Raw genomic sequence first — 24,811 nt, forward strand, 5'->3', positions numbered from 1 at the left:
ACGGTACACCAGGACGCCATGCCCTCTCTTTGTGCAAGCGCAACAAGGCCGGCGCGATGTTCGGGTTGGGCCTGATTGTGTTGGCTTGCAGGTTTGTTGCGGCAGTGCAACGAAAAACGGGGGGTAATGCCCGTTTGTGGGTGAATTTCTTTGCATGGGCAGCGGTGGTCTGGTGCAATAGGCCCTAACTTCCCCACCAGGAGGTTGGCGCGGGAAACCGGTGGAGCATCAGGCCAAGCCTCTCTTCCTCACGACCGGCGCCCTTCTAAACCTTGGAGTAACTCGTAATGAAAAAATCTCTGATTGCCCTGGCAGTGCTGGCTGCTTCCGGCGCCGCAATGGCTCAATCCTCCGTGACCCTGTTCGGTATCGTCGACACTGGCGTTGCCTACGTGAACAAGGACGCAGCTGGCGACAGCCGTTACGGCCTGGGCACCAGCGGCGCTTCCACGAGCCGTCTGGGCCTGCGCGGCACGGAAGACCTGGGTGGTGGTCTGAAGGCTGGCTTCTGGCTGGAAGGCGAAATCTTCGGTGACGATGGCAACGCCAGCGGCTTCAACTTCAAGCGTCGTTCCACCGTGAGCCTGTCGGGCAACTTCGGTGAAGTGCGCCTGGGCCGTGACCAAGTCCCGACCTTCCAAAAGCTGACCTCCTACGACCTGTTCAGCGCCACCGGTATCGGCCAATTCATGGGCTTCCGTAACTGGGCAGCTGGCCAAGGCGCCGACGACAACGGCATCCGCGCTAACAACCTGATCTCGTACTACACCCCCAACTTCGGCGGTTTCAACGCCGGCTTTGGCTACGCTTTCGACGAAAAGCAAACCATCGGTACTGCTGACAGCGTCGGCCGTTACATCGGCGGTTACGTTGCATACGACAACGGCCCCCTGAGCGCCAGCCTGGGCCTGGCCCAGCAAAAGACTGCCGTTGGCGGCCTGGCTACCGACCGTGACGAAATCACCCTGGGTGCTTCGTACAACTTCGGCGTTGCCAAGCTGAGCGGCCTGCTGCAACAGACCAAGTTCAAGCGTGACATCGGCGGCGACATCAAGACCAACTCCTACATGCTGGGCGCTTCGGCTCCCGTCGGCGGCGTGGGCGAAGTCAAGCTGCAATACGCTCTGTACGACCAAAAGGCCATCGACTCCAAGGCTCACCAGATCACTCTGGGCTACGTCCACAACCTGTCCAAGCGCACCGCTCTGTACGGCAACCTGGCGTTCCTGAAGAACAAGGATCTGTCGACCCTGGGCCTGCAAGCCAAGGGCGTGTACGCTGGTGGCGTGCAAGCTGGCGAAAGCCAGACTGGCGTGCAAGTCGGCATCCGCCACGCTTTCTAATGAACGGCTGGCGTAAGCCAGTTGCCATTTGAAGCAAAAAAGAGCCAGTCTTCGGACTGGCTCTTTTGTTTTGTGCTAGGGAAAGACCTGTGTTGTGCTTGTGCCAACGGTGACGAGGCGGGAAAAGCGTTTCTAGAATGAAATTTCCACCAACCAATCGTTAACAAGAGAGAGACAACACAATGAATTCTTCATTCGTGAAAAAGAGCGTGGCACTGGCGGTGTTGGCAGCAACGGCACCCTTGGCAGCATTCGCCCAGCAAAGCAGCGTGCAGCTGTACGGCATCGTCGATGCCGGCGTGCGCCACACCACCAATGAAGGCCCGACCAAGAGCGGCAAGACCCAGATGATCGGCGGCGGCATGTCGCAAAGCCGCTGGGGCATCAACATCACCGAGGACCTGGGCGGCGGTCTGGCAGCCATTGCCAACCTGGAAGCCCGTTTCCTCACCGACACCGGCGAGCAGGCTGCAGCCAGCTACTTCCAGCAATCCTGGGTGGGCCTGCGCAGCAAGAGCTTTGGCCAGGTCACCCTGGGCCGCCAGTACAACATGCTGTTCGACCTGGTGACCTCCACCTATGCCTCCTTCCCGTACTCGCCGTACATGGAGGCCTACAAGCCTGAAATCGGCATGTCCATGGGCGCGCGCGCCAGCAACATGGTCAAGTACCTGGCCGAGTTCGGCCCCGTGCGCGGCGCCCTGCAGTATTCGTTCGACGAGAACAACACCTTCGACAAGGTCGGCACCGGCGTGGCCCCTGGTGGCGCCATCAAGACGGCCGGCGGCTATCTGCGTTATTCGCAAAGCGGCATCTCCGCAGGCGCCGGCTACCTGGGCACCACGCTGCCGGCCGGCACCAAGGTCGATGCCTATACCCTGGGCGGCTCGTACCGTGTGGGTCCCTGGTACGTCAACCTGGGCTACGGCCTGAACAAGCGCAAGGACGCGTTCCCGGCGGCAACCGCAGGCGGTGGATTCGACCAGGCCATCCTCAATTCCTTCTGGACAGGCTCGTCCAACGGCGGCTTCGTGGCCGGCGACGCCAACAAGCGCCAGATGTACAAGATGGGCTTCGGCTACCAGATCACGCCCCAGATCAATGTGGGCGCGCATTACTACCATGCCAAGCAGTCGGGCTCGGGCACGGGTAATTTCAATGGCAAGGCAGACTTCCTGGTGGCGGTGGTCGACTACGCCTTCTCCAAGCGTACCGATGCCTATGTGGCCCTGGACCACACCAAGACCAGCGGTGGCTCGGGCGTGATGCTGGACGCCAATGGCGCCACCAAGCGCACGGGCTTCACCGTCGGCCTGCGCCATCGCTTCTGAGCACGCGGCGTCTGCGCAACGAATGGCCTCCTTCGGGAGGCCTTTTTGTTTCCTGTCGATGGGCTGACGGTGGGCGGGCGCGATTTCCTGCGTTAAGGTAATGCGCAGGCCAACGAAGCGAAAGAACCAAGGCTATGGAAGCCACTCGATACAAGGCAGGCGGTCGGGCCTTTGCCCAGATCGCCCAGTACCACCCGGAGCTGACGGCGCTGCGCCGCGAGCTGCATGCGCATCCGGAGCTGGGATTCGAGGAGCGCTTCACGGCGGCGCGCGTAAAGGAGGCCTTGCGCCAGTGCGGTGTGGACGAGATCCATGAAGGCCTGGGCACCACGGGCCTGGTGGCCGTTATCCGCGGGCAGGGCCACAGTTCGGGTGCCATGGTGGGCCTGCGTGCCGACATGGACGCACTGCCCATGGTCGAGCACAACGAATTTCCCTGGAAGTCCGGCAAGCAGGGGCTGATGCACGGCTGCGGGCATGACGGCCATACGACCATGCTGGTGGGCGCCGCCCGCTACCTGGCCGCGACGCGGCGCTTCGATGGCTCGGCCGTGCTGGTCTTTCAGCCTGCCGAGGAAGGGCGCGGCGGCGCGCGGGCCATGATTGCCGATGGTCTTTTCGACCGCTTTCCGATGCAGGCCGTGTACGCCATGCACAACTGGCCCGCCATGCGTGCGGGCACGGTGGGCATCAACATGGGCGCGATGATGGCGGCGGCCGACCGCATCACCATCGAGATCACGGGGCGCGGCGGCCATGGTGCGCATCCCTACCAGACGGTGGATGTGGTGCTGGCGGCCGCGCACATCACCACGGCGGTGCAGAGCATCGTCTCGCGCAATGTGCGCGCCATCGACAGTGCCGTCATCAGCCTGTGCGCCGTGCAGGCCGGGGACCTGGGCGCCTTCAGCGTGATGCCGGGCACGGCAACGCTGGTGGGAACGGTGCGGACCTTCGACCCCGCCGTGCAGGACCGTGTCGAGCAGCGCCTGCAGGAGTTGTGCAGCGCGGTGGCGCTGGGGCTGGGTGCCACGGCCAAGGTCAACTACGAGCGCATCTATCCCGCCACCATCAACTCCCCCACGGAGGCCGCCTTTGCTGCCGATGTGGCCCAGTCGCTGGTGGGGGTGGAGAACCTGGACCGGCACCTGGAGCCCAGCATGGGTGCCGAGGACTTTTCGTTCATGCTGCAGCACAAGCCCGGTGCCTACCTGCGCCTGGGGCAATCCACGGGCGCCCAGCCCGGGGTGCCGCTGCACAGCAGCCGGTATGACTTCAACGACGAAGTGCTGCCGCTGGGCGCTGCCCTGCACGCCAGCCTGATCGAGCAGGCCATGCCGCTGCATTCGCAGGACGTATAGCGCAGGCGGAGCGGGTCAACGGGCCTGGCTCTCGGGCGCAAGAAGGTGGGCCTGCACCGTTTTCAGAATCTCGTCGGACAAGGCTGGATTGGCTGCGACCGTGGCGCGTGCCAGGACCAGGGCGCCCACCATGCTGCTGAGCATGGCCATGGCCTGGGCGCGCTGTGTGGCATCGGGTGCCTGATCGTCGCCAAGTGTGCCTATCACGCGCGCAAATCTGCCGATGTTGCGTTCCACCCCTTCGGCGAACACCGCTGAAAGATCGCCGCCTGCCCGGGCCACGTCCACGGCCAATGCTGCGGCGGGGCAGCCCTCGCCGGGGCTGTCGCGGTGCTGCGGCGACAGATAGGACTGCACGCGCGCGGCAAGGCTGCCGGCCTGTTCACCCTGCAGGCCGTCCAGCGGCGCGATGGACCAGTCGAAGGCGCGTGCGCAGGCCTCGCGCACCAGCGCATCCTTGGATTCGAAGTGGCGATAGAGCCCACCGTGCGTGAGCCCCGCGCCGCGCGTCACCTCGGCCACGCCGACGCCGTCCAGCCCGTGCTCGCGGTACAGCCGCGCGGCGGCTTCGAGGATGTCCTGCCGGTTCTGCGCGGCCTGGGCTTTCGTGACTTTCATGTGCGCTGTCCAATGATTGTGGTCGTTATCAAAACACGTTTATGATGACGGCCATCATCATAAATCAGCCCCTGCCATGGCCTGTGCGCCATGTTCTGCAGGGGCTGTGCACTCTACAGGGAAGAACCGATGAATGCCTGTTCACTTCTGCGCAGCCTGCTGCCTGGGCCCGCTCCGACCTCCGCACGGTGTGCCAGGAGCGGCTCATGAATACGGCGCATACGTCCCGGACGTCCCAGACGTCTCATACGGCGGCCCACCTGCCTCGCCGCGTGGTCATCACGGGCATGGGCATGGTCTCGCCGCTGGGGCGCGGCACTGAATTGGCCTGGCGCCGGCTGCTGTCCGGCGCATCGGGCCTGAGCCGGCTGCCCGAGGATCTGGCGCCCGATGTGCCGGGCCAGGTGGCAGGCCAGGTGCCCGACCTGGCCCGGGACCCGGAAGGCGGCTGGGACATCGATGCCGTGGTCTCGCCCAAGGACCAGCGCAAGATGGACCGCTTCATTCCGCTGGCGCTGGACGCTTCGGACCAGGCCCTGGCCCAGGCCGGCTGGCAGCCGGCCAGCGAGCAGGAACGCACGCGCACGGCCTGCATCATTGCCTCGGGCATCGGCGGCTTTGGCGCCATTGCCCAGGCCGTGCGCACCACGGACAGCCGGGGGGTGTCGCGCCTGTCGCCCTTCACCGTGCCGTCTTTCCTGGTCAATCTCGCGGCCGGGCATGTGTCGATACGGCATGGACTCAAGGGCCCGCTGGGTGCGCCGGTCACCGCCTGCGCGGCCAGCGTTCAGGCGGTGGGCGACGGCCTGCGCATGATCCGTTCGGGCGAGGCCGATGTGGCGCTGTGCGGCGGCACCGAGGCAGCCATCGATCGCGTGAGCCTGGGTGCGTTCGCGGCGGCCAAGGCCCTTTCCACGGGATACAACGACCGGCCCGAGGAGGCCTCGCGCCCCTTCGACACAGGCCGCGACGGCTTTGTCATGGGCGAGGGCGCGGGCGCCCTGGTGCTGGAGGGGCTGGACCACGCCCTGGCGCGCGGCGCCGTGCCGCTGGCCGAAGTGGTGGGCTACGGCACCAGCGCCGATGCCTATCACATCACCTCGGGTCCGGAGGATGGCGACGGCGCGCGCCGCAGCATGGCGCAGGCGCTGGCCATGGCCGGGCTGTCGCCGGATCAGCTGCAGTACCTCAATGCCCACGCCACCTCCACGCCCGTGGGCGACCGGGGCGAGCTGGCGGCCATGCGCTCCCTGTTTGGCGAGGGCAGCGGCGTGGCGATCAGCTCCACCAAGTCGGCCACGGGCCATCTGCTGGGCGCGGCGGGCGCGGTGGCGGCCATCTTCACGGTGCTGGCGCTGCGCGACCAGATGGCGCCGGCCACGCGCAATCTCGTGGAGCCCGATCCCCTGGCCCAGGGGCTGGACCTGATCGCCGGCGCGGCAAGGCCCTGGGCCATGGAGCATGCCCTGGTCAACGGTTTCGGCTTTGGCGGTGTCAACGCCTCGCTGGTGCTCCGGCGCTGGCAGGGCTGAACGAGGCGGGCGGGCCTGGGGGCCGGTGCTACGTGTAGCGCTTGGCCCGCAGGTTGTTCTTCATCTGCTCCAGCGCAGGCTGCAGGGCCGGGCCGATGCGCAGCGCCACGCAGGTGGCCAGCACATCGATGACCAGCAGGTGCAGCAGGCGCGACACCATGGGGCTGTAGCGGTCGTAGCCCTCGGGATGGTCGGCGGCCAGATGGATGTGGCAGGCCGAGGCCAGGGGCGAGCCGCTGGCGGTGATGGCAATCGTGGTGGCGCCGTTCTTGCGCGCGATGTCGGCGGCGTCCATCAGGTCGCGCGTGCGGCCCGAGTTGGAGATGATCACCGCGCAGTCGCCGGGCCCCAGCAGGGTGGCGCTCATCACCTGCATATGGCCGTCGCTGGTGGCCAGGCTGGTCACGCCCAGGCGAAAGAACTTGTGCTGCGCGTCCTGCGCCACGATGCCCGAATTGCCTGCGCCGTAGAACTCGATGCGCCGCCCCGTCTGCCAGGTCGAGGCGATGGCCTGCGCCGCCTGCTCTATGGCCGTGGTGCTGGCGGCATTGCGGTATTGCAGGAAGGCGGCCACGGCGTTGTCCACCACCTTGACCATCACGTCGCTGGTCTTGTCGTCGGTGTCCACGCTGCGGTGGATGAAGGGCACACCCTCGCTGACGCTGCCGGCCAGCTTGAGCTTGAAGTCGGCCAGGCCGTCGTAGCCCATGCTGCGGCAAAAGCGCACCACCGTCGGCTTGCTGACATGGGCGCGCTCGGCCAGTTCGCGCACCGGCTGCCGTGCGAAGGCCCGTGGATCGGCCAGCACCAGGCGGGCCACGCGTTGTTCGGCGGGAGCAAGCGAGGGCAGCGAGGCGGTGATGCGGTCCAGCATTAGGCGGTGGGCGTTGTTCTGTGGGTGAAGGGAAGCGGTTGCCGCAAGGCAGGTCCAGCGCGCATTTTGCATGAGCGGCAGCCTTCGCTTACTTTCCTGACGCCGATGCAAACCATGCGCGCGCATACACTCGGAGGATTTGCCGGTACAACCGCACCGCCCTGGTGCGATGCCGCCCCTCGCCAGGCTCCCGCCCAAAGGATGTTCCATGAACCAGCTTGATGCGCTTCGACAGTACACGACCGTGGTGGCCGATACCGGCGACTTCCACCAACTGGCCCAGTTCCAGCCGCGGGATGCGACCACCAATCCCTCGCTCATCCTCAAGGCGGTGCAAAAGCCCGAGTACGCACCGCTGATGCGTGCCACCGTGGCCCAGTACAAGGGCCGCAGCCTCGACGAGGTCATGGACCGCATGCTGGTGCGCTTCGGCTGCGAGATCCTGAACACCATTCCGGGCCGTGTCTCCACCGAAGTCGATGCGCGCCTGTCGTTCAACACCTCGGCCACCGTGGCACGTGCCGAGCGCCTGATCGAGCTGTACCAGGCCGAAGGCGTGCACATCGACCGCGTGCTCATCAAGATCGCCTCCACCTGGGAAGGCATCGAGGCGGCGCGCCAGCTGGAGCTGCGCGGCATCCACACCAACCTCACGCTGCTGTTCTCGTTCTGCCAGGCCGTGGCCTGCGGACAGGCCAAGGTGCAGCTGATCTCTCCCTTCGTGGGCCGCATCTACGACTGGTACAAGAAGCAGGCCGGCGCCCAGTGGGACGAGGCCGCCATGGCCGGCGCCAACGACCCCGGCGTGCGTTCCGTGCGCGCCATCTACGAGCACTACAAGCACTTCGGCATCGCCACCGAGGTCATGGGCGCGAGCTTTCGCAACACGGGCCAGATCGTGGCACTGGCCGGCTGTGACCTGCTGACCATCGCCCCCGAACTGCTGGCCCAGCTGGGCGCCAGCGATGCGCCCCTGGCGCGCGCCCTGGACCCTGAGGCGGCGCGGACCCTGGAGCTCGATCCCGTGCACTACGACGAGGCCGGGTTCCGCCTGGCCCTCAACGAGGACGCCATGGGCACCGAAAAGCTGGCCGAAGGCATTCGCGCCTTTGCTGCCGACACGCGCAAGCTCGAAGCATTGATGCAGCAGGCCGCAGACTGATTGGATGAAGATCTTGCCCGTTCTGTGCAATACCTTGCCGGCATGGCCGGCACTTGAAAGCCATTTCCACGAAGACATCCAGACCCTGGATCTGCGCCAAGCCTTTGCCGCGGACGCGGGCCGGCTGGACGCGCTGAGCCAGCAGGCGCCCCATGTCTTTGCCGACCTGTCCAAGAACCTCTGGACCGAGCGCACCGAAGAGCTGCTGCGCGAGCTGGCGCAGCAGGCCGGCGTGCTGGCCCAGCGCGACGCCATGCTGGCCGGCGAGCCCGTCAACTGCACCGAAGGCCGTGCCGTCATGCACTGGCTGCTGCGCATGCCGCGCGACGGCGGCCAGCTGCGCCACTGCGCCACCGTGCAGCAGTGGCAGCCGGCCATGCACGAGGCGCTGGGCCAGGTGCACGAGACGCTGGACGCCATGCTGGCCCTGGCCGAGCAGGTGCGTGGCGACGAGGGCATCACCGACATCGTGAACATCGGCATCGGCGGCTCGCACCTGGGCCCCGAAGTGGTGGTCAATGCGCTGGAGGACTGGGTCGATGTGGGCAAGAACTTCCATTTCGTCTCCAACGTCGATGGCCATGAGCTCGGCCATGTGCTGCGCCGCGTGCGCCCGCACAGCACGCTGTTCCTGATCGCCTCCAAATCCTTCACCACGGCCGAGACCATGCTCAACGCGCACTCGGCGCGACGGTGGTTCCTGGAGCAGGGCGGCAGCGAGGACCCGCAGGCCGCGTGCTCCATCGACCGGCACTTCGTGGCGCTCACCACCAATGTGCAGGCCGCAGCCGACTTCGGCATCCGCCGCACGCTGGGTTTCTGGGACTGGGTGGGCGGGCGTTTTTCGCTGTGGTCGGCCATCGGCCTGCCGGTGGCCATCGCCATTGGCGCGGCGCAGTTCCGTGCGCTGCTGGACGGCGCGCATGCCATGGATGCGCATTTCTTTTCCTCGGGCGTGGAGGGCAACCTGCCGCTGCGCCTGGGCCTGCTGGACGTCTGGTACCGCGATTTCTGCGGCTTCTCCAGCCGCTGCATTGCCCCCTACAGCCATGGCCTGCGGCGGCTGACCGCCTACCTGCAGCAGCTGGAGATGGAGAGCAACGGCAAGGGCGTGACGCGCGACGGGCAGACACTGCCCGTGCGCACGGCGCCCGTGATCTGGGGCGAGCCCGGCACCAATGGCCAGCATGCCTTCTTCCAGATGCTGCACCAGGGCCAGGACGTGATTCCCGTGGAGTTCATCGCGCTGCGCGACGGCGGCAAATACCTGGGCGCCCACCACCAGAGCCTGGTCGTCAACGCCATTGCCCAGGCCCAGGCCCTGATGGAGGGGCGCCACGGCGAAGAAGGGGCAGAGCGCCATTGCGCGGGCAACCGGCCCAGCAGCTTCCTGCTGCTGCAGCAGCTGGACCCGGCATCGCTGGGCGCCCTGATCGCGCTGTACGAGCACCGTGTCTTCTCGGCAGGTGCGGTCTGGGGCATCAACAGCTTCGACCAATGGGGCGTGGAGCTGGGCAAGCACCTGGCGCGCCAGCTGCATGCGCGCCAGGACAGTGGCGACTGGCAGGGCGTCGATGCCTCGACGCAGGGCCTCATGCACCGGCTTGCGGCAGGGTCGGCCGGCTGACCGGGCGCGGCGGGCCTGGGGCCACCGCGGCGCACCAGCAGGGTGCCGGGTCATGTGGGTGGAGCATGACCTTCTTCCATTTCATCGTTATGCACAGGCGCCTGATTGCTCGATAGTTGATGCAATCGCCTTGACGGCGGCCCTGCCTGGAGGCAGCCCGTGACGGCGGCACGGCAGGGTGGAGGCGCAGCGCGCCTTCGGACCTGCAACAACTATCCAAGGAGACCCTCGATGCGATTCGTACTGGCCCATGTGGCGATGGCATGTGTGGTGGCGGCAACTGGCGCTGCCCATGCACAGGAGGCGGCCGGCACGCTGGACAAGATCCAGAGCACAGGCAAGGTGGTGATGGGCGTGCGCGAAAGCTCGGCGCCCATGGCCTATGCCTTCGGGACCACGCAGAAGTACGTGGGCTACCACGTGGAGCTGTGCGAGAAGGTGCTGGCCCAGATCGTGCCCAAGGCCAAGATCGAGTACATGGCCCTGACCTCGCAGAACACCATGCCCCTGGTGCAGAACGGCACCGTGGACATCGGCTGCGGCCCGACCACGAACAACCTCGCGCGCCAAAAGCAGGTGGCCTTTGCCGTGACCACCTACGTGAGCCAGGTGCGCATGGCCGTGCGTGCCGACTCGGGCATCACCTCCTTCAAGCAGCTCGACGGCAAGCCCGTGGCGGCCTCGGCCGGCACGACCGCCGTGCAGCTGCTGCGCAAGTACGGGCGCGACAATGGCGTGAACCTGCCCACCTCGCTGGGCAAGGACCATTTCGAGAGCTTTCTGATGCTCGAATCGGGCCGTGCCGATGCCTTCGTGCTGGACGACAACCTGCTGGCCGGCGTCATCGCCAACTCCAAGAACCCTGCAGGCTTCAAGATCGTGGGCGAGGTGCTGGGCTCCGAGCCCATCGCCATCCTGTTCCGCCGCGATGACCCCGCCTTCAAGAAGGCCGTGGACGACGTGCTGGTGGGAATGATGGCCTCGGGCGAAGTGGCGAAGATCTACGACAAGTGGTTCGTGCAGCCCATTCCGCCCAAGAATGCCCCGCTGAACCTGCCCATGAGCGACCTGCTCAAGCAGCTGCTGCAAAAGCCCAACGACAAGCCGCTGGAATCCTACGCGCAGCAGTGATTGCGGGCTGAGTCCAGCTCCATCACCGCCCGCGCCAGCGCCTGGATGCCGGCATCGATCTGATCGATGGCAATGGAGGACAGGCGCAGCCGGAAAAAGGGGCAGGGCTGGCGCGGCGTCGCAAAGAACGCGCTGCCTGCCTCGATCAGCACGCCGTGGCGGCGCGCCACGGCGGCCAGCGCATCGGCGTCCAGCCACGCCGGTGCCTGCACCCACAGCGATGCGCCGCCCTGGGGCTGGCGGAAGATGAAATCCGGCAGGTGCGCGCGCAGCGAGCGGTCCACCTGCGCCACGCGCTCCAGCATGGCCTGGTTCACGCGGCGTGCATGGGCCTCATGGTGGCCCAGCGACAGGAACAGCGCATAGGCGTGCTGCAGGAAAGCGCTGGGGTGGCGCACCATGGCATGGCGCAGCACGCGCAACTCGTCGATCAGCGCGCGCGGCGCGACGATATAGCCCAGCCGCAGCGCGGGCGACAGGCTCTTGGACAGCGACCCCACATAGATCACACGCCCGCTCTTGTCCAGGCTCTTGAGCGCGGGCATGGGCGTGCCCTGGTAGAGGTTCTCGGCCTCGTAGTCGTCCTCGATGATCACGAAATCGCCCTGCTCGGCGCGGCGCAGCAGCTGCTCGCGCCGCTGCAGGCTCAGCGTCACGGTGGTGGGACTCTGGTGCGAGGGCGTGACGAACAGATAGTCCAGCGGCGGCAGGCCATCGACCACCACGCCTTCCTCGTCCACGGCCACGGGCACCCAGTGGGGGCGGCGCAGCGAAAAGGTGTTGCGCGCATGCGGGTGGCCGGGCTCCTCGAAGCCCAGGCGCTGCGAGGGGGCCAGCAGCGCGTCGGCCAGCAGGTAGAAGGCCTGCTGCGCGCCCACGGTGACCAGGATCTCTTCCTTGAGCGCGAACACGCCGCGCCGGGGCAGCAGGCGCAGGCGGATCTGCTCGATCAGGTCGGGCACGTCGTCGGTCTCGAAGTCCGGCGTCCAGTGCGGCAGCTGGGCGCGCGCCAGGCTGCGCGTGCAGCATTCCCGGAAGCCTTCGGTGGGAAACAGCGCGGGATCGTGCATGCCGTAGACGAAGGGGTAGGGGTACTCGCGCCACTGCAGCGGCTTGGACAGCGTGTGCCTGTCCGTCAGCGAGCGCAGCACGCGTGCAGACCAGTCCGGCGCGGGCTCCCCGGGACTTGTCGCAGGCAGGGCCACGGCGCCGTCCACACCAGCCAGGCGCGAATCCCGGGCCACGAACACGCCGCTGCGCGGGCGGGCCTCGAGAAAGCCTTCATCCACGAGCTGCTCGTAGACCGTGGTCACGGTATTGCGCGACACCTCCAGCAGGCGCGACAGCTCGCGTGAGGGTGGCATGGCCGCGCCGGGCGGCAGGCGGCCTTCGAGTATGGGCTGGACCAGGGCCAGGCGCAGGCGGTCCTTCAGGGGAAGGCCGGGCTGCTCGGGCAGCGCGAACAGGCGGGCCCACTGGTGGCGTGGGTCTGTGGCGGAAGGGGTGCTCATGGCGCAACGGAGGCAATCGGGGGGCGTTCTTGGCGCGGCCGGGCAGAGGGCGCGCGGTCGGCGCCATGTTGCGGTGCGGGTGCGGGCAAGTAAAGGTTTGGGCCGGCCGACGCGGGTAAACACCGGGCCTCTGGCTCCTACGTTTGGACGGCTGTGGCCCCCGCGGCCCGCGCCCTTGTTGCGTATTCTGGATTGAAGGCAGCGAGCCGCGCGGCCTGGCGATCCAACGAGGGAGACAGTCCATGCACACCATCACTTTCCGACGCCGCGCCCTGGCGGCCCTGGCCCTGGCCGGCGCGCTGGCGGGCCTGGCGGCCACGCCGCTGCAGGCCCAGGAGCCGCAGCGCGGCGGCACCCTGATCGTGGGCAGCACCCAGGTGCCACGGCACCTGAACGGCGCCGTGCAATCGGGCATTGCCACGGCCATGCCTTCCACCCAGCTGTTCGCCAGCCCGCTGCGCTTCGATGATCAGTGGAAGCCCCAGCCCTACCTGGCCGAATCCTGGAAGCTGGCCGAGGACGGCAAGTCGCTGACCCTGAACCTGCGAAGGAATGCCGTGTTCCACGACGGCAAGCCCATCACCTCGGCCGACGTGGCCTTCTCCATCATGGCCATCAAGGCCAACCACCCGTTCCAGACCATGCTGGGGCCCGTGGAGAAGGTGGACACGCCCGACCCTTACACGGCCATCATCCGCATGAACGCGCCGCATCCGGCCATCCTGCTGGCCATGAGCCCGGCGCTGGCGCCCATACTGCCCAAGCACATCTATGGCGATGGTGCCGACCTCAAGACCCATGCGCGCAACAGCGCCGACGTGGTGGGCTCGGGGCCGTTCAAGCTGACCGAGTTCCGCGCGGGCCAGCGCATCGTGATGGAGCGCTTCGACAAGTTCTTCCTGCCCGGCCGCCCCTACCTGGACAAGCTGGTCTTCAACATCGTGCCCGACTCCTCCAGCCTGCTGCTGAGCCTGGAGCGCGGCGACGTGCAGATGGTGCCCTACCTGCAGGCCTCCATCGACCTGAAGCGCCTGTCCACCAATCCCCAGATCACGCTGACCGGCAAGGGCTTCGAGGGCATAGGCTCGATCAACTGGCTGGCCATCAACACCGACAGGAAGCCGCTGGACGATGTGCGCGTGCGCAAGGCCATTGCGCATGCCATCGACAAGAACTTCATCACCAAGGCGCTGATGGGCGGCTTCGCCACCGTGGCCGACGGCCCCATCGTGGCGGCCAGCCCCTTTGCCTCGGCCGACCTGGTGCGCTATCCGCTGGACCTCAAGAAGTCGGCGGCCCTGCTGGACGAGGCCGGTCTCAAGCCCGGCGCCAACGGCGAGCGCTTCAAGATCACCATCGACTACCTGCCGGGCACTGACGAGCAGCAAAAGAACGTGGCCGAGTACGTGCGCGCCCAGCTCAAGAAGGTGGGCATCGCGGTCGAGGTGCGGGCCTCGGCCGACTTCCCGGCCTGGGCCCGGCGCCTGGCCACGCATGACTTCGATCTGTCCATGGACATCGTCTTCAACTGGGGCGACCCGGTCATCGGCGTGCACCGCAGCTACCTGTCCACCAACATCAAGCCCGTGGTCTGGACCAACACCCAGTCCTACCGCAATCCCAAGGTGGACGAGCTGCTGAACACGGCCAGCAGCACGCTGGACACGGCCGAGCGCAAGAAGCTCTATGCGGCCTTCCAGAAGACCGTGACCGATGAGCTGCCCGTGATCTTCATCAACAACTCGCCCTACCACACGGCCGCGCGCAAGAACGTGGGCAACCTGCCGACCACGGTCTGGGGGCCGGCCTCGCCCTATGACGAGATCTTTCTGAAGTAGTCGGGGAGGTGCAGTCCATGGCTTTTCTTCGCACATTCCTCAAGCGGCTGCTGCAGGGCCTGGCGCTGGTGCTGGCCGTGGTGGTGCTGAACTTCATGCTGGTGCATGCGGCGCCCGGCGATCCCGTGGAAACCATTGCCGGCGCCAGCGGCGGCATGGAGCCCGAGCTCATGGCCGAGCTGCGCACACGCTACGGGCTGGACCGGCCGCTGCCCGTGCAGCTGGGCATCTACCTGGCGCGCGTGGCCAGTGGTGATCTGGGCTATTCCTACTTCTTCAACCTGCCGGTGGCGCAGATGATTGCCGAGCGCGTGCCCGCCACCTTGCTGCTGGTGCTGGCCGCCGTGCTCACGGCCTTCGTGGTGGGCACGCTGCTGGGCGTGCTGTCCTCGCGCCGGCCCAACGGCCTGCTGTCGCAGTGCATCACCGTGCTGTCCCTGGTGGGCTTTGCGGCGCCCGTGTTCTGGACCGGCATGCTGCTGGTGCTGGCCTTTGCCTCCTGGTGGCCCGTGCTGCCGGTGTCGGGCATGCGCTCGGCCGATGCCGCAGGCGGCGCGGGCCTTGCCGACCTGCTGGATGTGGCCCGGCACCTGGTGCTGCCTGCGCTGACACTGGCCCTGGTCTACCTGGCGCAGTACAGCCGGCTGTCGCGCTCGTCCATGCTGGACGTGCTGGGCGCCGACTACATCCGCACGGCGCGCGCCAAGGGACTGGCCGAGCATGTGGTGCTCTACCGCCATGCGCTGCGCAACGCGCTGCTGCCCGTGGTGACCATGCTGGGCCTGCAGTTCGGCAACGTCATGGCCGGCGCCATCATCGTGGAGACGGTCTTCAACTGGCCGGGCCTGGGCCGGCTGGCCTTCGACTCGGTGCTGCGGCGCGACTACCCGACCATCCTGGGCGTGCTGCTGTTCTCCTCCATCGTCGTGGTCGTGATGAACCTCGTCACCGACCTGTGCTACCGGCTGATCGATCCCCGCATCAAGGCGGCCTGAGACCATGAATGCCATCACACCACCTTCCGTGCCCGTGCCGAGCGTCGCCGCGCCGCAGGCCGCAGCCCATGCCGAGCACCCGGCGCGCGAAGCGCTGCGCATGTTCCTGCGCAACCCCTCGGCCATTGCCGGCATGGCCATGCTGCTCATCGTGCTGCTGGTGGCCATCGCCGGCCCCTGGATCTGGCCTGCGGACCCGTTCGAGATCCGCACCATGCCGCTGAGCCCGCCGTTCAGCGAGGAGGCCTGGCTGGGCAGCGACCAGCTGGGGCGCGACGTGCTCACGGGCATCATCCACGGCGGCCGCGCCACGCTGATGGTGGGCGCCTTCGCGGCTTTGCTGTCGGTGTGCATCGGCGTGACGCTGGGGGCGATGGCCGGCTACTACGGCGGCCGCGTCGATGCCCTGCTGATGCGCGTGACCGAGTTCTTCCAGGTGCTGCCTGCGCTGCTGTTCGCCATGGTGGTGGTCACGCTGTTCTCGCCCTCGCTGGTGACGGTCACGCTGGCCATCGGCAGCGTCAGCTGGCCGGCCACGGCGCGGCTCACGCGGGCCGAGTTCATGCGCATCCGCCAGCTTGAATTCGTGCGCGCGGAGAGCGCCATCGGCGCGCGCCACGGCCGCATCATCTGGAAGGTGATCCTGCCCAATGCGCTGCCGCCGCTGGTGGTGTCGGCCACGCTGGCCGTGGGCGCCGCCATCCTGTTCGAGGCCGGCCTGTCCTTCCTGGGCCTGGGCGACCCCAACCAGATGAGCTGGGGCCTGATGATCGGGTCGGCCCGCCAGTACCTGCTGTCGTGCTGGTGGGCCGTGGCCTTTCCCGGTGCCGCCATCTTCGTCACCGTGCTGGCCTTCAGCCTGATCGGCGATGGCCTCAACGATGCACTCAACCCCAAGCTGAGGGAGCGCTGATGGACACCGACACCCCCCTGTTGCAAGTGAGCGGCCTGCGCGTGGCCTTCCAGGGCCGGCGCGGCCAGGCCACGGTGCTCAACGGCGTGGATTTCGATCTGCGCGCGGGCGAGACCCTGTGCGTGGTCGGCGAATCCGGCTGCGGCAAGAGCATGACGGCGCTGGCGCTGCTGCGCCTCATTCCCTCGCCTCCGGGCCGCATCACGGGCGGGCAGGTGCGCTTCCAGGGCGAGGACCTGGTGGCCGCCGGCGAGGCCCATATGCGCCAGGTGCGCGGCAACCGCATCTCCATGATCTTCCAGGAGCCGATGACCTCGCTGAACCCGGTGCTCACCGTGGGCGAGCAGATCGCCGAGCCGCTGCGCCTGCACGCCGGCCTGGACGCGGCCGCCGCGCGCCAACGCGCCGTGGAAATGCTCCGGCAGGTCGGCATCCCCGCGCCCGAGCGGCGCGTGCACGAGTACCCGCACCAGCTGTCGGGCGGCATGCGCCAGCGCGTGATGATCGCCATGGCCCTGGCGTGCCGGCCCGATATCCTGATCGCCGACGAGCCCACCACGGCGCTGGACGTGACCGTGCAGGCCCAGATCTTCGACCTGCTGCGTGAGCTGCAGCGCGACAAGGGCACGGCCATCGTGCTGATCACGCATGACATGGGGGCCGTGGCCGAGATGGCCGACCGCGTCATGGTCATGTATGCGGGCCGCGTGATCGAGCAGGGCCGCTGCGAGCAGGTGCTGTCGGCGCCCGCCCATCCGTACACGCGCGGCCTGATCGCCTGCCTGCCCGAGCTGGGCAGCAGCCAGGCAGGCGGGCGCACCGAGCTGCCCGAGATCCCCGGCGTCGTGCCCTCGATCTGGGAGTTGGGCAGCGGCTGCGCCTTTCGTTCGCGCTGCCGCGAGGCCCAGCCGCGCTGCGCCAGCGAAGCTCCGCCGCTGACCGCGCTGGATGATCCATCCCACGGCGTGGCCTGCTGGCTGCACGCTCCCGCTTCCCGCATCCGCGCCCACACGGAGACCCTGGCATGAACGCACGCATGGACGATACCCTCTTGCAGGTGGACGATCTCCAGGTCCACTTTCCGCGCCCGGGCAAGGGCCTGTTCGGCAGGCCCGAAGTGGTCAAGGCTGTGGACGGCGTGTCCTTCAGCCTGCGGCGCGGCAGCACGCTGGCCGTGGTGGGCGAGTCGGGCTCGGGCAAGACGACCACGGCGCTGGCCGTGATGCGCCTGGCGCCCGTGACGGCGGGCCGCATGCAGCTGGGCGATACCGACCTGGGCGGCCTGTCGGGCGAGGCCCTGCGCCAGGCGAGGCGGCGCATGCAGATCGTGTTCCAGGACCCGTTTTCCTCGCTGAATCCGCGACAGCGCGCGGGCGATGCGGTGCGCGCTCCGCTGGACCTGATGGACGTGGGCACGCCGGCCGAGCGCGAGGCGCGCGTGGCCGAGCTGTTCACCCAGGTCGGCCTGCGGCCCGAGCAGCGCCAGCTGTTCCCGCACCAGTTCTCGGGCGGCCAGCGCCAGCGCATCAACATCGCGCGCGCCCTGGCCACGCGGCCCGAACTCGTGGTCTGCGACGAACCCGTGTCGGCGCTGGACATCGCCATCCGCGCCCAGATCCTCAACCTGCTGGCGCGGCTGCAGCGCGAACTGGGCCTGAGCTACATGTTCATCTCGCACGACATGGCCGTGGTCGAGCACATCTGCGACGACATCGCCGTCATGTACCTGGGCCAGATCGTGGAGCGCGCACCGCGCCAGGCTTTCTTCGCGCGGCCGCTGCATCCCTACAGCGTGGCCCTGATGTCGGCCGTGCCCACGGTGCGCGGCGGGCGTGAGCGCGCGGCGCGGCGCATCCGGCTGGCCGGCGATCCGCCCAGTCCCATCGACCCGCCCGCAGGCTGCCGCTTCGCCGGGCGCTGCCCCGTGGCCGTGCCTGCGTGCTCGGCCGAGGCGCCACCGCTGCGCGAAGCCGCGCCAGGCCACTGGGTGCGCTGCATCCGCGTGGACCACATCGATGGCGTGCCGCGCGCGCCGCTGGCCCTGTGAACCCGGAGCACCCGCCACCATGAGCATCACCGTCTACGCCGCCCGCAAGATCATCACCATGAACCCCATGCAGCCCGAGGCCACGCACGTGGCCGTGCGCGACGGGCGCATCCTCGCTGTCGGGGACCTGGCGCGCTGCACGGCCTGGGGCGAGTGCCGCATCGACGAGCGCTTTGCCGACCAGGTGCTGCTGCCCGGCCTGGTGGAGGGCCACTGCCACCTCAAGGAAGGCAGCATGTGGGATTGGACATACACGGGCTGGTTCGACCGGCGCGACCCCGACGGAAAGACCTGGCCCGGCCTTCGCTCCATGGATGCCGTGGTGGACCGCCTGGCTGAGGTGGCGTCGCGCATGGATGCGCAGGGCCTGCCGCCCGGGCAGCCGCTGATCGCCTGGGGGTTCGATCCCATCTACTTTGGCGGCGAGCGCATGACGGTGGAGCACCTGGACCGGGCCGCAGGAGGCCGTCCCATCGTGATCTCGCACGCCAACGGCCATTTGATGAACGTCAACAGCGCCATGCTGCGCCTGGCCGAGATCACGCGCGACAACGAGGTCGAGGGCGTGGTGCGCTTTGCGCCCGGCCACGCCCTGGCCGGCGAGCCCACGGGCGAGCTGCAGGAGCCGGCCGCCATGTTCCTGGTGCTGCGCAAGATCGGCAACGCCGGGCTGCTGGCGCCCATGACCGAGGCTGGCGTGCGCTCCTTTGCGCGCCTGGCCTGCCGCCAGGGCGTGACCACGGCCACCGACCTGGTCAACAGGCTGGGCGAGCAGGACTGCCGCGTGCTGGAGGCCGCGCTGGCCGACGACCAGGTGCCCATCCGCATCCTGCCGGCCTTCCAGGCGTTTCACGGCACGCATGGCGCCGAGGCCGGTGCCGAGCATGTGCGCACGCTCATGGCGCGCAACACCGACCGCCTGCGCTACGGCCTGGTCAAGATGATGCTGGACGGCTCCATCCAGGGCTTTTCGGCGCGCCTGCGCTGGCCCGGTCACTACAACGGCGCGCCCAACGGCATCTGGGTCACCGCGCCCGCGCAGTACGAGGCCGATTTCGAGACCTACCACCGCGCAGGCCTGCTCATCCATACGCACACCAATGGCGACGAGGCCAGCGAAGCCGCCATCGACGCCATAGGCCGCGTGCTGGCCCGCGCGCCCCGGCCCGACCACCGCCACACGCTGCAGCATGGCCAGATGATCGATGCGCCGCTGTTTCGCCGCATGGCGGCGCTGGGCCTGTGCGCCAACCTGTTCGCCAACCACCTCTGGTACTGGGGCGACCAGCACTACGAGATGACCATGGGGCCGGACCGGGCCATGCGGCTCGATGCCTGCGCCAGCGCGCTGGCCGCCGGCGTGCCGCTGGCCATTCACTCGGATGCGCCCGTCACGCCGCTGGGGCCGCTGTTCACCGCCTGGTGCGCGGTCCACCGGATCACGCCCAAGGGCCGCGTGCTGGGCGCGGCCGAGCGCCTGACCGTGGCCCAGGCCCTGCATGCGGTCACGCTGGGCGCGGCCTGGACACTGAAGCTGGACCACGAGATCGGCAGCATCGAATGCGGCAAGCGCGCCGACTTCTGCGTGCTGGAGGACGATCCGCTGTCCCTGGACCCCATGGTGCTCAAGGACCTCCGGGTCTGGGGCACGGTGCTGTCGGGGCGTGTCTTCAAGGCGGCATGACATGGGGCAGCGGTTGCCGTTCACGGTCATCGGCGGCTTCCTGGGCGCCGGCAAGACCACGCTGCTCAACCACTGGCTGCGCCATGCGGATGGCCAGCGGCTGGCCGTGCTGGTCAACGACTTCGGCGCGCTCAACATCGATGCAGGCCTGATCAAGGCCCACAGCGGCGACACCATCGCGCTGACCAATGGCTGCGTGTGCTGCCAGATCGGCGATGACCTCTCCATGGCCCTGATCGGCGTGCTGCAGCAGCGCGAGCGCTTCGACGCCGTGGTGGTCGAGGCCAGCGGCGTCTCCGACCCCTGGCGCATTGCCCAATTGGGCCTGGCCGATCCCGCACTGGCGCTGGACGGCGTCATCGTGGTCGTCGATGCCGCTGCCCTGCCCGGGCAGGCGGCCGATCCGCTGCTGGCCGACACGCTGCAGCGCCAGGTGGCCCGGGCCGACCTGGTCATCGTCAACAAGACCGATCTGGCCGATGCCCGGACCCTGGAGCGCGTGCACGGCTGGATAGCCAGCCACGCGCCAGCCGCGCAACGCTGCGATGTGCACGAAGCCCGGGTGCCCGTGGAGCTGCTCAGCGGCGCAGCCCTGCTGCGTGGCGTGCGGGAGGTCTCATGGGGTGCCGGCACTGCGCGCCCCATGCATGGCCGGCAGTTCGAGACCTGGTCCTGCCAGCCGCCCGGGATGCTGTCCGAGACGGCCCTGCAGGCGTGGCTGCAGGCCATGCCGGCTGGCGTGCTGCGGCTCAAGGGCGTGGTGCAGACCGGGGCGGGCCATTGGAGCGAGCTTCAGTTTGCCGGGCGCAGCGGCCGGCTGCGCGCCGCATCAGCGCCCGCGCCCGCGCCCGCGCCCGCGCAGCAGCAGGTGCCCGCCATCGTGGCCATCGGCCTGGCCGGGCAGTTGCCGGTGGCCGCGCTGCAGGCGCTGGTGGCAGGCGCTGCGGGCGTCAGGGCTGCGGGCCGTCCCGCATGAAATCCTGGGCTGCCTGCTGCAGCCACTCGCGCAGGCTTTGCAGCGGCGGGTAGTTGCCGCGGCTCGTGGGCCAGGCCAGGTAGTAGCGCTCGGCGCTTTCCATCTCGGGCAGATGGGGCAGGGCACGCACCAGATCGCCCTGGGCCAGTTCCCGCTCGATCAGAAAGCGTGGCAGCAAGGCCACGCCCACGCCGGCGATGGCGGCCTGGGCGGCGGTGGCGAACTGGTCGAACAGCATGCCCTGGCCCTCGGCCATGGGCGCATGGTGCACGGACAGCCAGCGCTGCCAGGCATCGGGGCGCGATGCCAGGTGCAGCAGCGGCGCCTGCAGCAGGTCCTGGGGCTGGGCAAAGCCATGCTGGGCCAGCAGGGCGGGGCTGCAGGCAGGCACCACGGTCTCGCTCATCAGAAAGGCCAGCTCGGCGCCCGGCCAGTGCGGCAGGCCGAAATGGATGGCGGCGTCCACGGCTTCGAGCTGGAAGTCGAATTGGGACAGCCGCGTCGTCAGGTTGATGGTGATGCCCGGGTGGGCACTGAAGAACTGCGGCAGGCGCGGCGCCAGCCAGCGCGTGCCGAAGGTGGGCAGGATGGCCAGGTTCAGGCTACCGCCGCGCGGGTTGGCCCGAAAGCCCAGCGTGGCGGTGGAGATGCGCATCAGCGCGCCGCGTATCTCCTGGGCATAGGCCTGGCCGGCCGGACTGAGCCGCACGGTCTGGCGCTCGCGCACAAAGAGCTCCGCCTCCAGCCGCTCCTCCAGCGCGCGGATCTGGCGGCTGACGGCGCTTTGCGTCAGGTGCAGCTCGGCCGCAGCTGCCGTGAAGCTCTGGTGCCGGGCCGCCGCCTCGAAGGCGCACAGCAGGGACATGGGGGGCAGGAAACGGCGGGACAGCAGCATGGCAGAGGGCGGTGGGGCAATCGTGGGAGGGGCATTCTGTTTGGGAATGACCTATGGGCCTGATTATCGTTTGACCAGGCTCAAGGCGCAGACCTAGCATGCGTGCCAGGAATCCACCCCGCCGCAGGGCTGCCCTGTGGCTCCAACTTCAGTCCCCACGAGCACCATGTCCTCTACGCCTGCCCACACCTTCGTGCCCTCCGACGAGATCCGCGCACGGTTTTCCAGCGCCATGTCCGAGATGTACCGCGATGAAGTGCCCCAGTACGGCACGCTGATCGAACTCGTGGCCGACATCAACCAGCGCACGCTGCAGGCCGAGCCCGTGCTGCTGGCCCGGATGCAGCGCAGCGGCGAGCTGGCCCGCCTGGGCGTGGAGCGCCACGGTGCCATCCGCGTGGGCACGGCGGCCGAGCTGTCCATGCTGCGCCGCCTGTTCGCCATCATGGGCATGGAGCCCGTGGGCTACTACGACCTGTCGGTGGCCGGCGTGCCCGTGCACTCCACGGCCTTCCGCCCCGTGGGCGATGCGGCGCTGCTGGCCAATCCTTTCCGCGTCTTCACCTCGCTGCTTCGCCTGGACCTGATTGCCGACGAGGCGCTGCGGGCCCAGGCGGGCGCCATCCTGGCGCAACGCAGCATCTTCACCGAACGCGCGCTGGCGCTGATCGCCCAGGCCGAAGCCCATGGCGGCCTGGCCGACGCCGATGCCGACGCATTCGTGCGCGAGGCGCTGGAGACCTTCCGCTGGCACAGCGAGTCCACCGTGGACGGCACCACCTACGACGCGCTGCACAAGGCCCACCGCCTGATCGCCGACGTGGTCTGCTTCAAGGGCCCGCACATCAACCACCTGACACCGCGCACGCTGGACATCGATGCCGCCCAGGCCGCCATGCCCGAGCGCGGCATGGACGCCAAGGACGTGGTCGAAGGCCCGCCGCGCCGCGCCTGCCCCATCCTGCTGCGCCAGACCAGCTTCAAGGCGCTCAAGGAGACCGTGCGTTTTGCGGGCGATGCCACGGGCGCGGGCTCGCACACGGCGCGCTTCGGCGAGATCGAGCAGCGCGGCGTGGCGCTCACGCGCAAGGGCCGCGCGCTCTACGACCAGCTGCTGGCCCAGGTGCGCGACATGGGCAGCGCAGGCAGTGCCGCACCCGACTACGGCAGCCGCCTGGCCCAGGTCTTCGAGGCTTTCCCCGACACCCATGAGCAGCTGCGCCGTCAAGACCTGGCCTTCTACCGCTTCACGCTGAGCGACGAGGGAGCCGCCCTGGCCGCAGGCGAGGCCGCAGCGGCCGCCGCCTCGGACCTGGACGCCCTGATCGCCCGCGGCCTGGCCCAGGCCGAGCCCATCGTCTACGAAGACTTCCTGCCCGTGAGCGCGGCCGGCATCTTCCAGTCCAACCTGGGCGGCGAAGAGCAAAAGCAGTACGCGGCCCATGCGGCCCAGCAGGCCTTCGAGGCCGACCTGGGTGCCCGCGTGCATGACGAGATCGCGCTGTACGAGCAGGCCCAGCAGCGATCCATCGACCAGCTGCGCAGCGCGCTGCGCGGCCAGGCCACCAAGGTCGCCGCATAGGCGCCGACCCGGGCTGAGCCCGGCCACCGTTGATCCCCTTCCCCGGGGCGCATGCACAGGCGCCAGGCCTGCGCGTGCGCCCCTTTGTTTTTGCCATTTGCCGGAGGCCTTCATGAGCACCGCAGACCAGGGCGCGTCGTCGCCCACCGCCCATCTGTTCAACCCGCTGTTCGCACAGCCCGAAGGCTCGCCGATCCGCGAGCTGTTTCCCTACCTGAGCCGTCCCGGCATGCTCTCGCTGGCCGGAGGCTATCCATCGCCCAGCCTGTTCGATGCCGAAGGTTTGCAGCAGGCCGCCATGGCCGCGCTGCAGCAGGATGCCGCCACCAGCCTGCAGTACGGCGCCAGCGAAGGCCAGCTTGCGCTGCGCGAAGCCCTGGCCGCGCTGTGCGCCACGCGCGGCATTGCCTGCACGCCGGCCGACATGATCGTGACCACGGGCTCGCAGCAGGCCTTCGACCTGCTGGTCAAGGTGCTGGTGGAGCCCGGCGATCCGGTGCTGGTCGAGGTGCCCGCCTACCCGGCCACGCTGCAGACCCTGAAGCTGGCCCAGGCACAGGTCGTTGCCGTGCCCACGGACGAGCAGGGCCTGGACACCGAGGCCCTGGCCCGCCTGCTGGCGCAGTGGCCCCATGCGCGTGCCCCCAAGCTGCTCTATACCGTGCCCAACTTCTCCAACCCGGGCGGCACCCTGCTGCCCGCGGCGCGGCGCACGGCCCTGGTGGCGCTGGCACGCGAGCATGGCTTTGTCATCGTCGAGGACGACCCCTATGGCGAGCTGCGCTTTACTGGCCAGCGCGAACCGTCGATCTACGAAACGGGCCTGGCGCTGTGCGGCGCCCAGGCCAATCCCGTGGTCTACCTGTCCAGCCTGTCCAAGACCGTGGCGCCTGCGCTGCGCATCGGCTGGATGCTGGCCGACGCCCAACTGCTGCGCCGCTGCACCATCGCCAAGCAGACGGCCGATCTGTGCACCTCGCCGCTGGCGCAGATGATCGCCGCGCACTATCTGCGCTCGGGCCGCTATGCGCCCCAGCTGGCCCAGGCCTGCGCCGAGTACGCGGCGCGCATGGATGCGCTGTGCTCTGGCATGCAGTCGACGCTGGACGATCAGATCCGCTTCGTGCGGCCTGCGGGCGGTATGTTCGTGTGGGCCCAGCTGCTGCCGCCGCAGCGGCTTGCGGGCGATTCCCAGGCCCTGGCCCGTGCGCTGTTCACGGCAGCGGTGGAGCAGGGCGTGCTCTATGTGCCGGGCAAGGCCTTCTTCCCGGCCGACGAGGCAGACAAGGCCGGCCTGTGCATGCGCCTGTCGTATGCGGCGCCCACCGTGCCCCAGATCACCGAGGCCGTGGCGCGCCTGGGCCGGGCCTGGGGCCAGGCCGTGTCCTGAA

The 24,811-nt window shown here is 68.5% G+C and carries 20 protein-coding genes; 16 read left to right on the forward strand and 4 right to left on the reverse strand.

The window, feature by feature from the left end; translation table 11 throughout:
* The first annotated feature begins 287 nt into the window (after window positions 1–287).
* From IB269_RS22800 to IB269_RS22810, 3 genes are all read left to right on the forward strand, one after another.
* On the forward strand, window positions 288–1,343 hold the full coding sequence (locus tag IB269_RS22800; protein ID WP_013800663.1) for a porin: 1,056 nt from the start codon (window positions 288–290) through the stop codon (window positions 1,341–1,343).
* Window positions 1,344–1,525: 182 nt separating this feature from the next.
* Window positions 1,526–2,674, forward strand: a complete 1,149-nt coding sequence (locus IB269_RS22805) for a porin (protein ID WP_013800664.1) — start codon at window positions 1,526–1,528, stop codon at window positions 2,672–2,674.
* A gap of 134 nt (window positions 2,675–2,808) precedes the next feature.
* Window positions 2,809–4,035 carry a M20 aminoacylase family protein gene (locus IB269_RS22810; RefSeq protein ID WP_034397080.1) on the forward strand — a complete coding sequence of 409 codons (1,227 nt, stop codon included), beginning with the start codon at window positions 2,809–2,811 and terminating at the stop codon, window positions 4,033–4,035.
* A 15-nt stretch (window positions 4,036–4,050) separates the two neighbouring features.
* Here IB269_RS22810 and IB269_RS22815 read toward each other — a convergent pair whose 3' ends face one another.
* A complete protein-coding gene (locus tag IB269_RS22815; protein ID WP_012207475.1) occupies window positions 4,051–4,653 on the reverse strand; it encodes a TetR/AcrR family transcriptional regulator in 603 nt (200 codons plus the stop codon).
* A 206-nt stretch (window positions 4,654–4,859) separates the two neighbouring features.
* Between IB269_RS22815 and fabF the strand changes: the two genes are divergently transcribed.
* A complete protein-coding gene (fabF, locus tag IB269_RS22820) occupies window positions 4,860–6,185 on the forward strand; it encodes a beta-ketoacyl-ACP synthase II (RefSeq protein ID WP_192368390.1) in 1,326 nt (441 codons plus the stop codon).
* Between the two features lie 28 nt (window positions 6,186–6,213).
* Here the strand turns inward: fabF and IB269_RS22825 are convergent, their stop codons facing one another.
* Window positions 6,214–7,059: a MurR/RpiR family transcriptional regulator gene (locus tag IB269_RS22825; RefSeq protein ID WP_016448717.1), complete on the reverse strand. Its 846-nt coding sequence runs from the start codon at window positions 7,057–7,059 to the stop codon at window positions 6,214–6,216.
* 208 nt (window positions 7,060–7,267) lie between these two features.
* On the opposite strand from IB269_RS22825, the gene tal reads away from it, so the two are divergent.
* From tal to IB269_RS22840, 3 genes are all read left to right on the forward strand, one after another.
* Complete coding sequence (tal, locus tag IB269_RS22830; protein ID WP_034397078.1) at window positions 7,268–8,221, forward strand: transaldolase; 954 nt, start codon at window positions 7,268–7,270, stop codon at window positions 8,219–8,221.
* 4 nt (window positions 8,222–8,225) lie between these two features.
* Entirely contained in the window at window positions 8,226–9,848 is a 1,623-nt protein-coding gene (pgi, locus tag IB269_RS22835; protein WP_192368391.1) for a glucose-6-phosphate isomerase, read from the forward strand.
* A 231-nt stretch (window positions 9,849–10,079) separates the two neighbouring features.
* Window positions 10,080–10,979, forward strand: coding sequence for a transporter substrate-binding domain-containing protein (locus tag IB269_RS22840; protein ID WP_012207470.1), 900 nt, complete (start codon window positions 10,080–10,082; stop codon window positions 10,977–10,979).
* Here the strand turns inward: IB269_RS22840 and IB269_RS22845 are convergent.
* A complete protein-coding gene (locus IB269_RS22845; protein WP_192368392.1) occupies window positions 10,964–12,490 on the reverse strand; it encodes a PLP-dependent aminotransferase family protein in 1,527 nt (508 codons plus the stop codon). The two genes, IB269_RS22840 and IB269_RS22845, sit on opposite strands and share 16 nt — an antisense overlap.
* A 242-nt stretch (window positions 12,491–12,732) precedes the next feature.
* Between IB269_RS22845 and IB269_RS22850 the strand changes: the two genes are divergently transcribed.
* The 7 genes from IB269_RS22850 to IB269_RS22880 are packed head-to-tail and all read left to right on the forward strand — an operon-like array spanning window position 12,733 to window position 20,943.
* Window positions 12,733–14,328: an ABC transporter substrate-binding protein gene (locus IB269_RS22850; RefSeq protein WP_192368393.1), complete on the forward strand. Its 1,596-nt coding sequence runs from the start codon at window positions 12,733–12,735 to the stop codon at window positions 14,326–14,328.
* Window positions 14,329–14,345: 17 nt separating this feature from the next.
* Entirely contained in the window at window positions 14,346–15,323 is a 978-nt protein-coding gene (locus IB269_RS22855; protein WP_099753083.1) for an ABC transporter permease, read from the forward strand.
* Window positions 15,324–15,327: 4 nt separating this feature from the next.
* Window positions 15,328–16,236, forward strand: coding sequence for an ABC transporter permease (locus tag IB269_RS22860; protein WP_192368394.1), 909 nt, complete (start codon window positions 15,328–15,330; stop codon window positions 16,234–16,236).
* Window positions 16,236–17,264 carry an ABC transporter ATP-binding protein gene (locus IB269_RS22865; protein WP_192368395.1) on the forward strand — a complete coding sequence of 343 codons (1,029 nt, stop codon included), beginning with the start codon at window positions 16,236–16,238 and terminating at the stop codon, window positions 17,262–17,264. Before IB269_RS22860 ends, IB269_RS22865 begins: the two co-directional genes overlap by 1 nt.
* Entirely contained in the window at window positions 17,261–18,283 is a 1,023-nt protein-coding gene (locus IB269_RS22870; RefSeq protein ID WP_192368396.1) for an ABC transporter ATP-binding protein, read from the forward strand. Before IB269_RS22865 ends, IB269_RS22870 begins: the two co-directional genes overlap by 4 nt.
* A 19-nt stretch (window positions 18,284–18,302) precedes the next feature.
* A complete protein-coding gene (locus IB269_RS22875) occupies window positions 18,303–19,967 on the forward strand; it encodes an amidohydrolase (RefSeq protein ID WP_192368397.1) in 1,665 nt (554 codons plus the stop codon).
* A 1-nt stretch (window position 19,968) separates the two neighbouring features.
* The gene (locus tag IB269_RS22880) at window positions 19,969–20,943 is read left to right on the forward strand and encodes a CobW family GTP-binding protein (RefSeq protein ID WP_192368398.1); all 975 of its coding nucleotides are present in this window, start codon (window positions 19,969–19,971) and stop codon (window positions 20,941–20,943) included.
* Here the strand turns inward: IB269_RS22880 and IB269_RS22885 are convergent.
* Window positions 20,918–21,838 carry a LysR family transcriptional regulator gene (locus IB269_RS22885; RefSeq protein WP_012207461.1) on the reverse strand — a complete coding sequence of 307 codons (921 nt, stop codon included), beginning with the start codon at window positions 21,836–21,838 and terminating at the stop codon, window positions 20,918–20,920. The two genes, IB269_RS22880 and IB269_RS22885, sit on opposite strands and share 26 nt — an antisense overlap.
* 166 nt (window positions 21,839–22,004) lie before the next feature.
* On the opposite strand from IB269_RS22885, the gene IB269_RS22890 reads away from it, so the two are divergent.
* A complete protein-coding gene (locus IB269_RS22890) occupies window positions 22,005–23,420 on the forward strand; it encodes a VOC family protein (RefSeq protein WP_192368399.1) in 1,416 nt (471 codons plus the stop codon).
* A gap of 112 nt (window positions 23,421–23,532) precedes the next feature.
* The gene (locus IB269_RS22895; RefSeq protein ID WP_192368400.1) at window positions 23,533–24,810 is read left to right on the forward strand and encodes a PLP-dependent aminotransferase family protein; all 1,278 of its coding nucleotides are present in this window, start codon (window positions 23,533–23,535) and stop codon (window positions 24,808–24,810) included.
* Window position 24,811 lies beyond the last annotated feature (1 nt).

This window comes from Delftia sp. DLF01 (assembly GCF_014852125.1).
Classification (GTDB): Bacteria; Pseudomonadota; Gammaproteobacteria; order Burkholderiales; family Burkholderiaceae_C; genus Comamonas; species Comamonas acidovorans.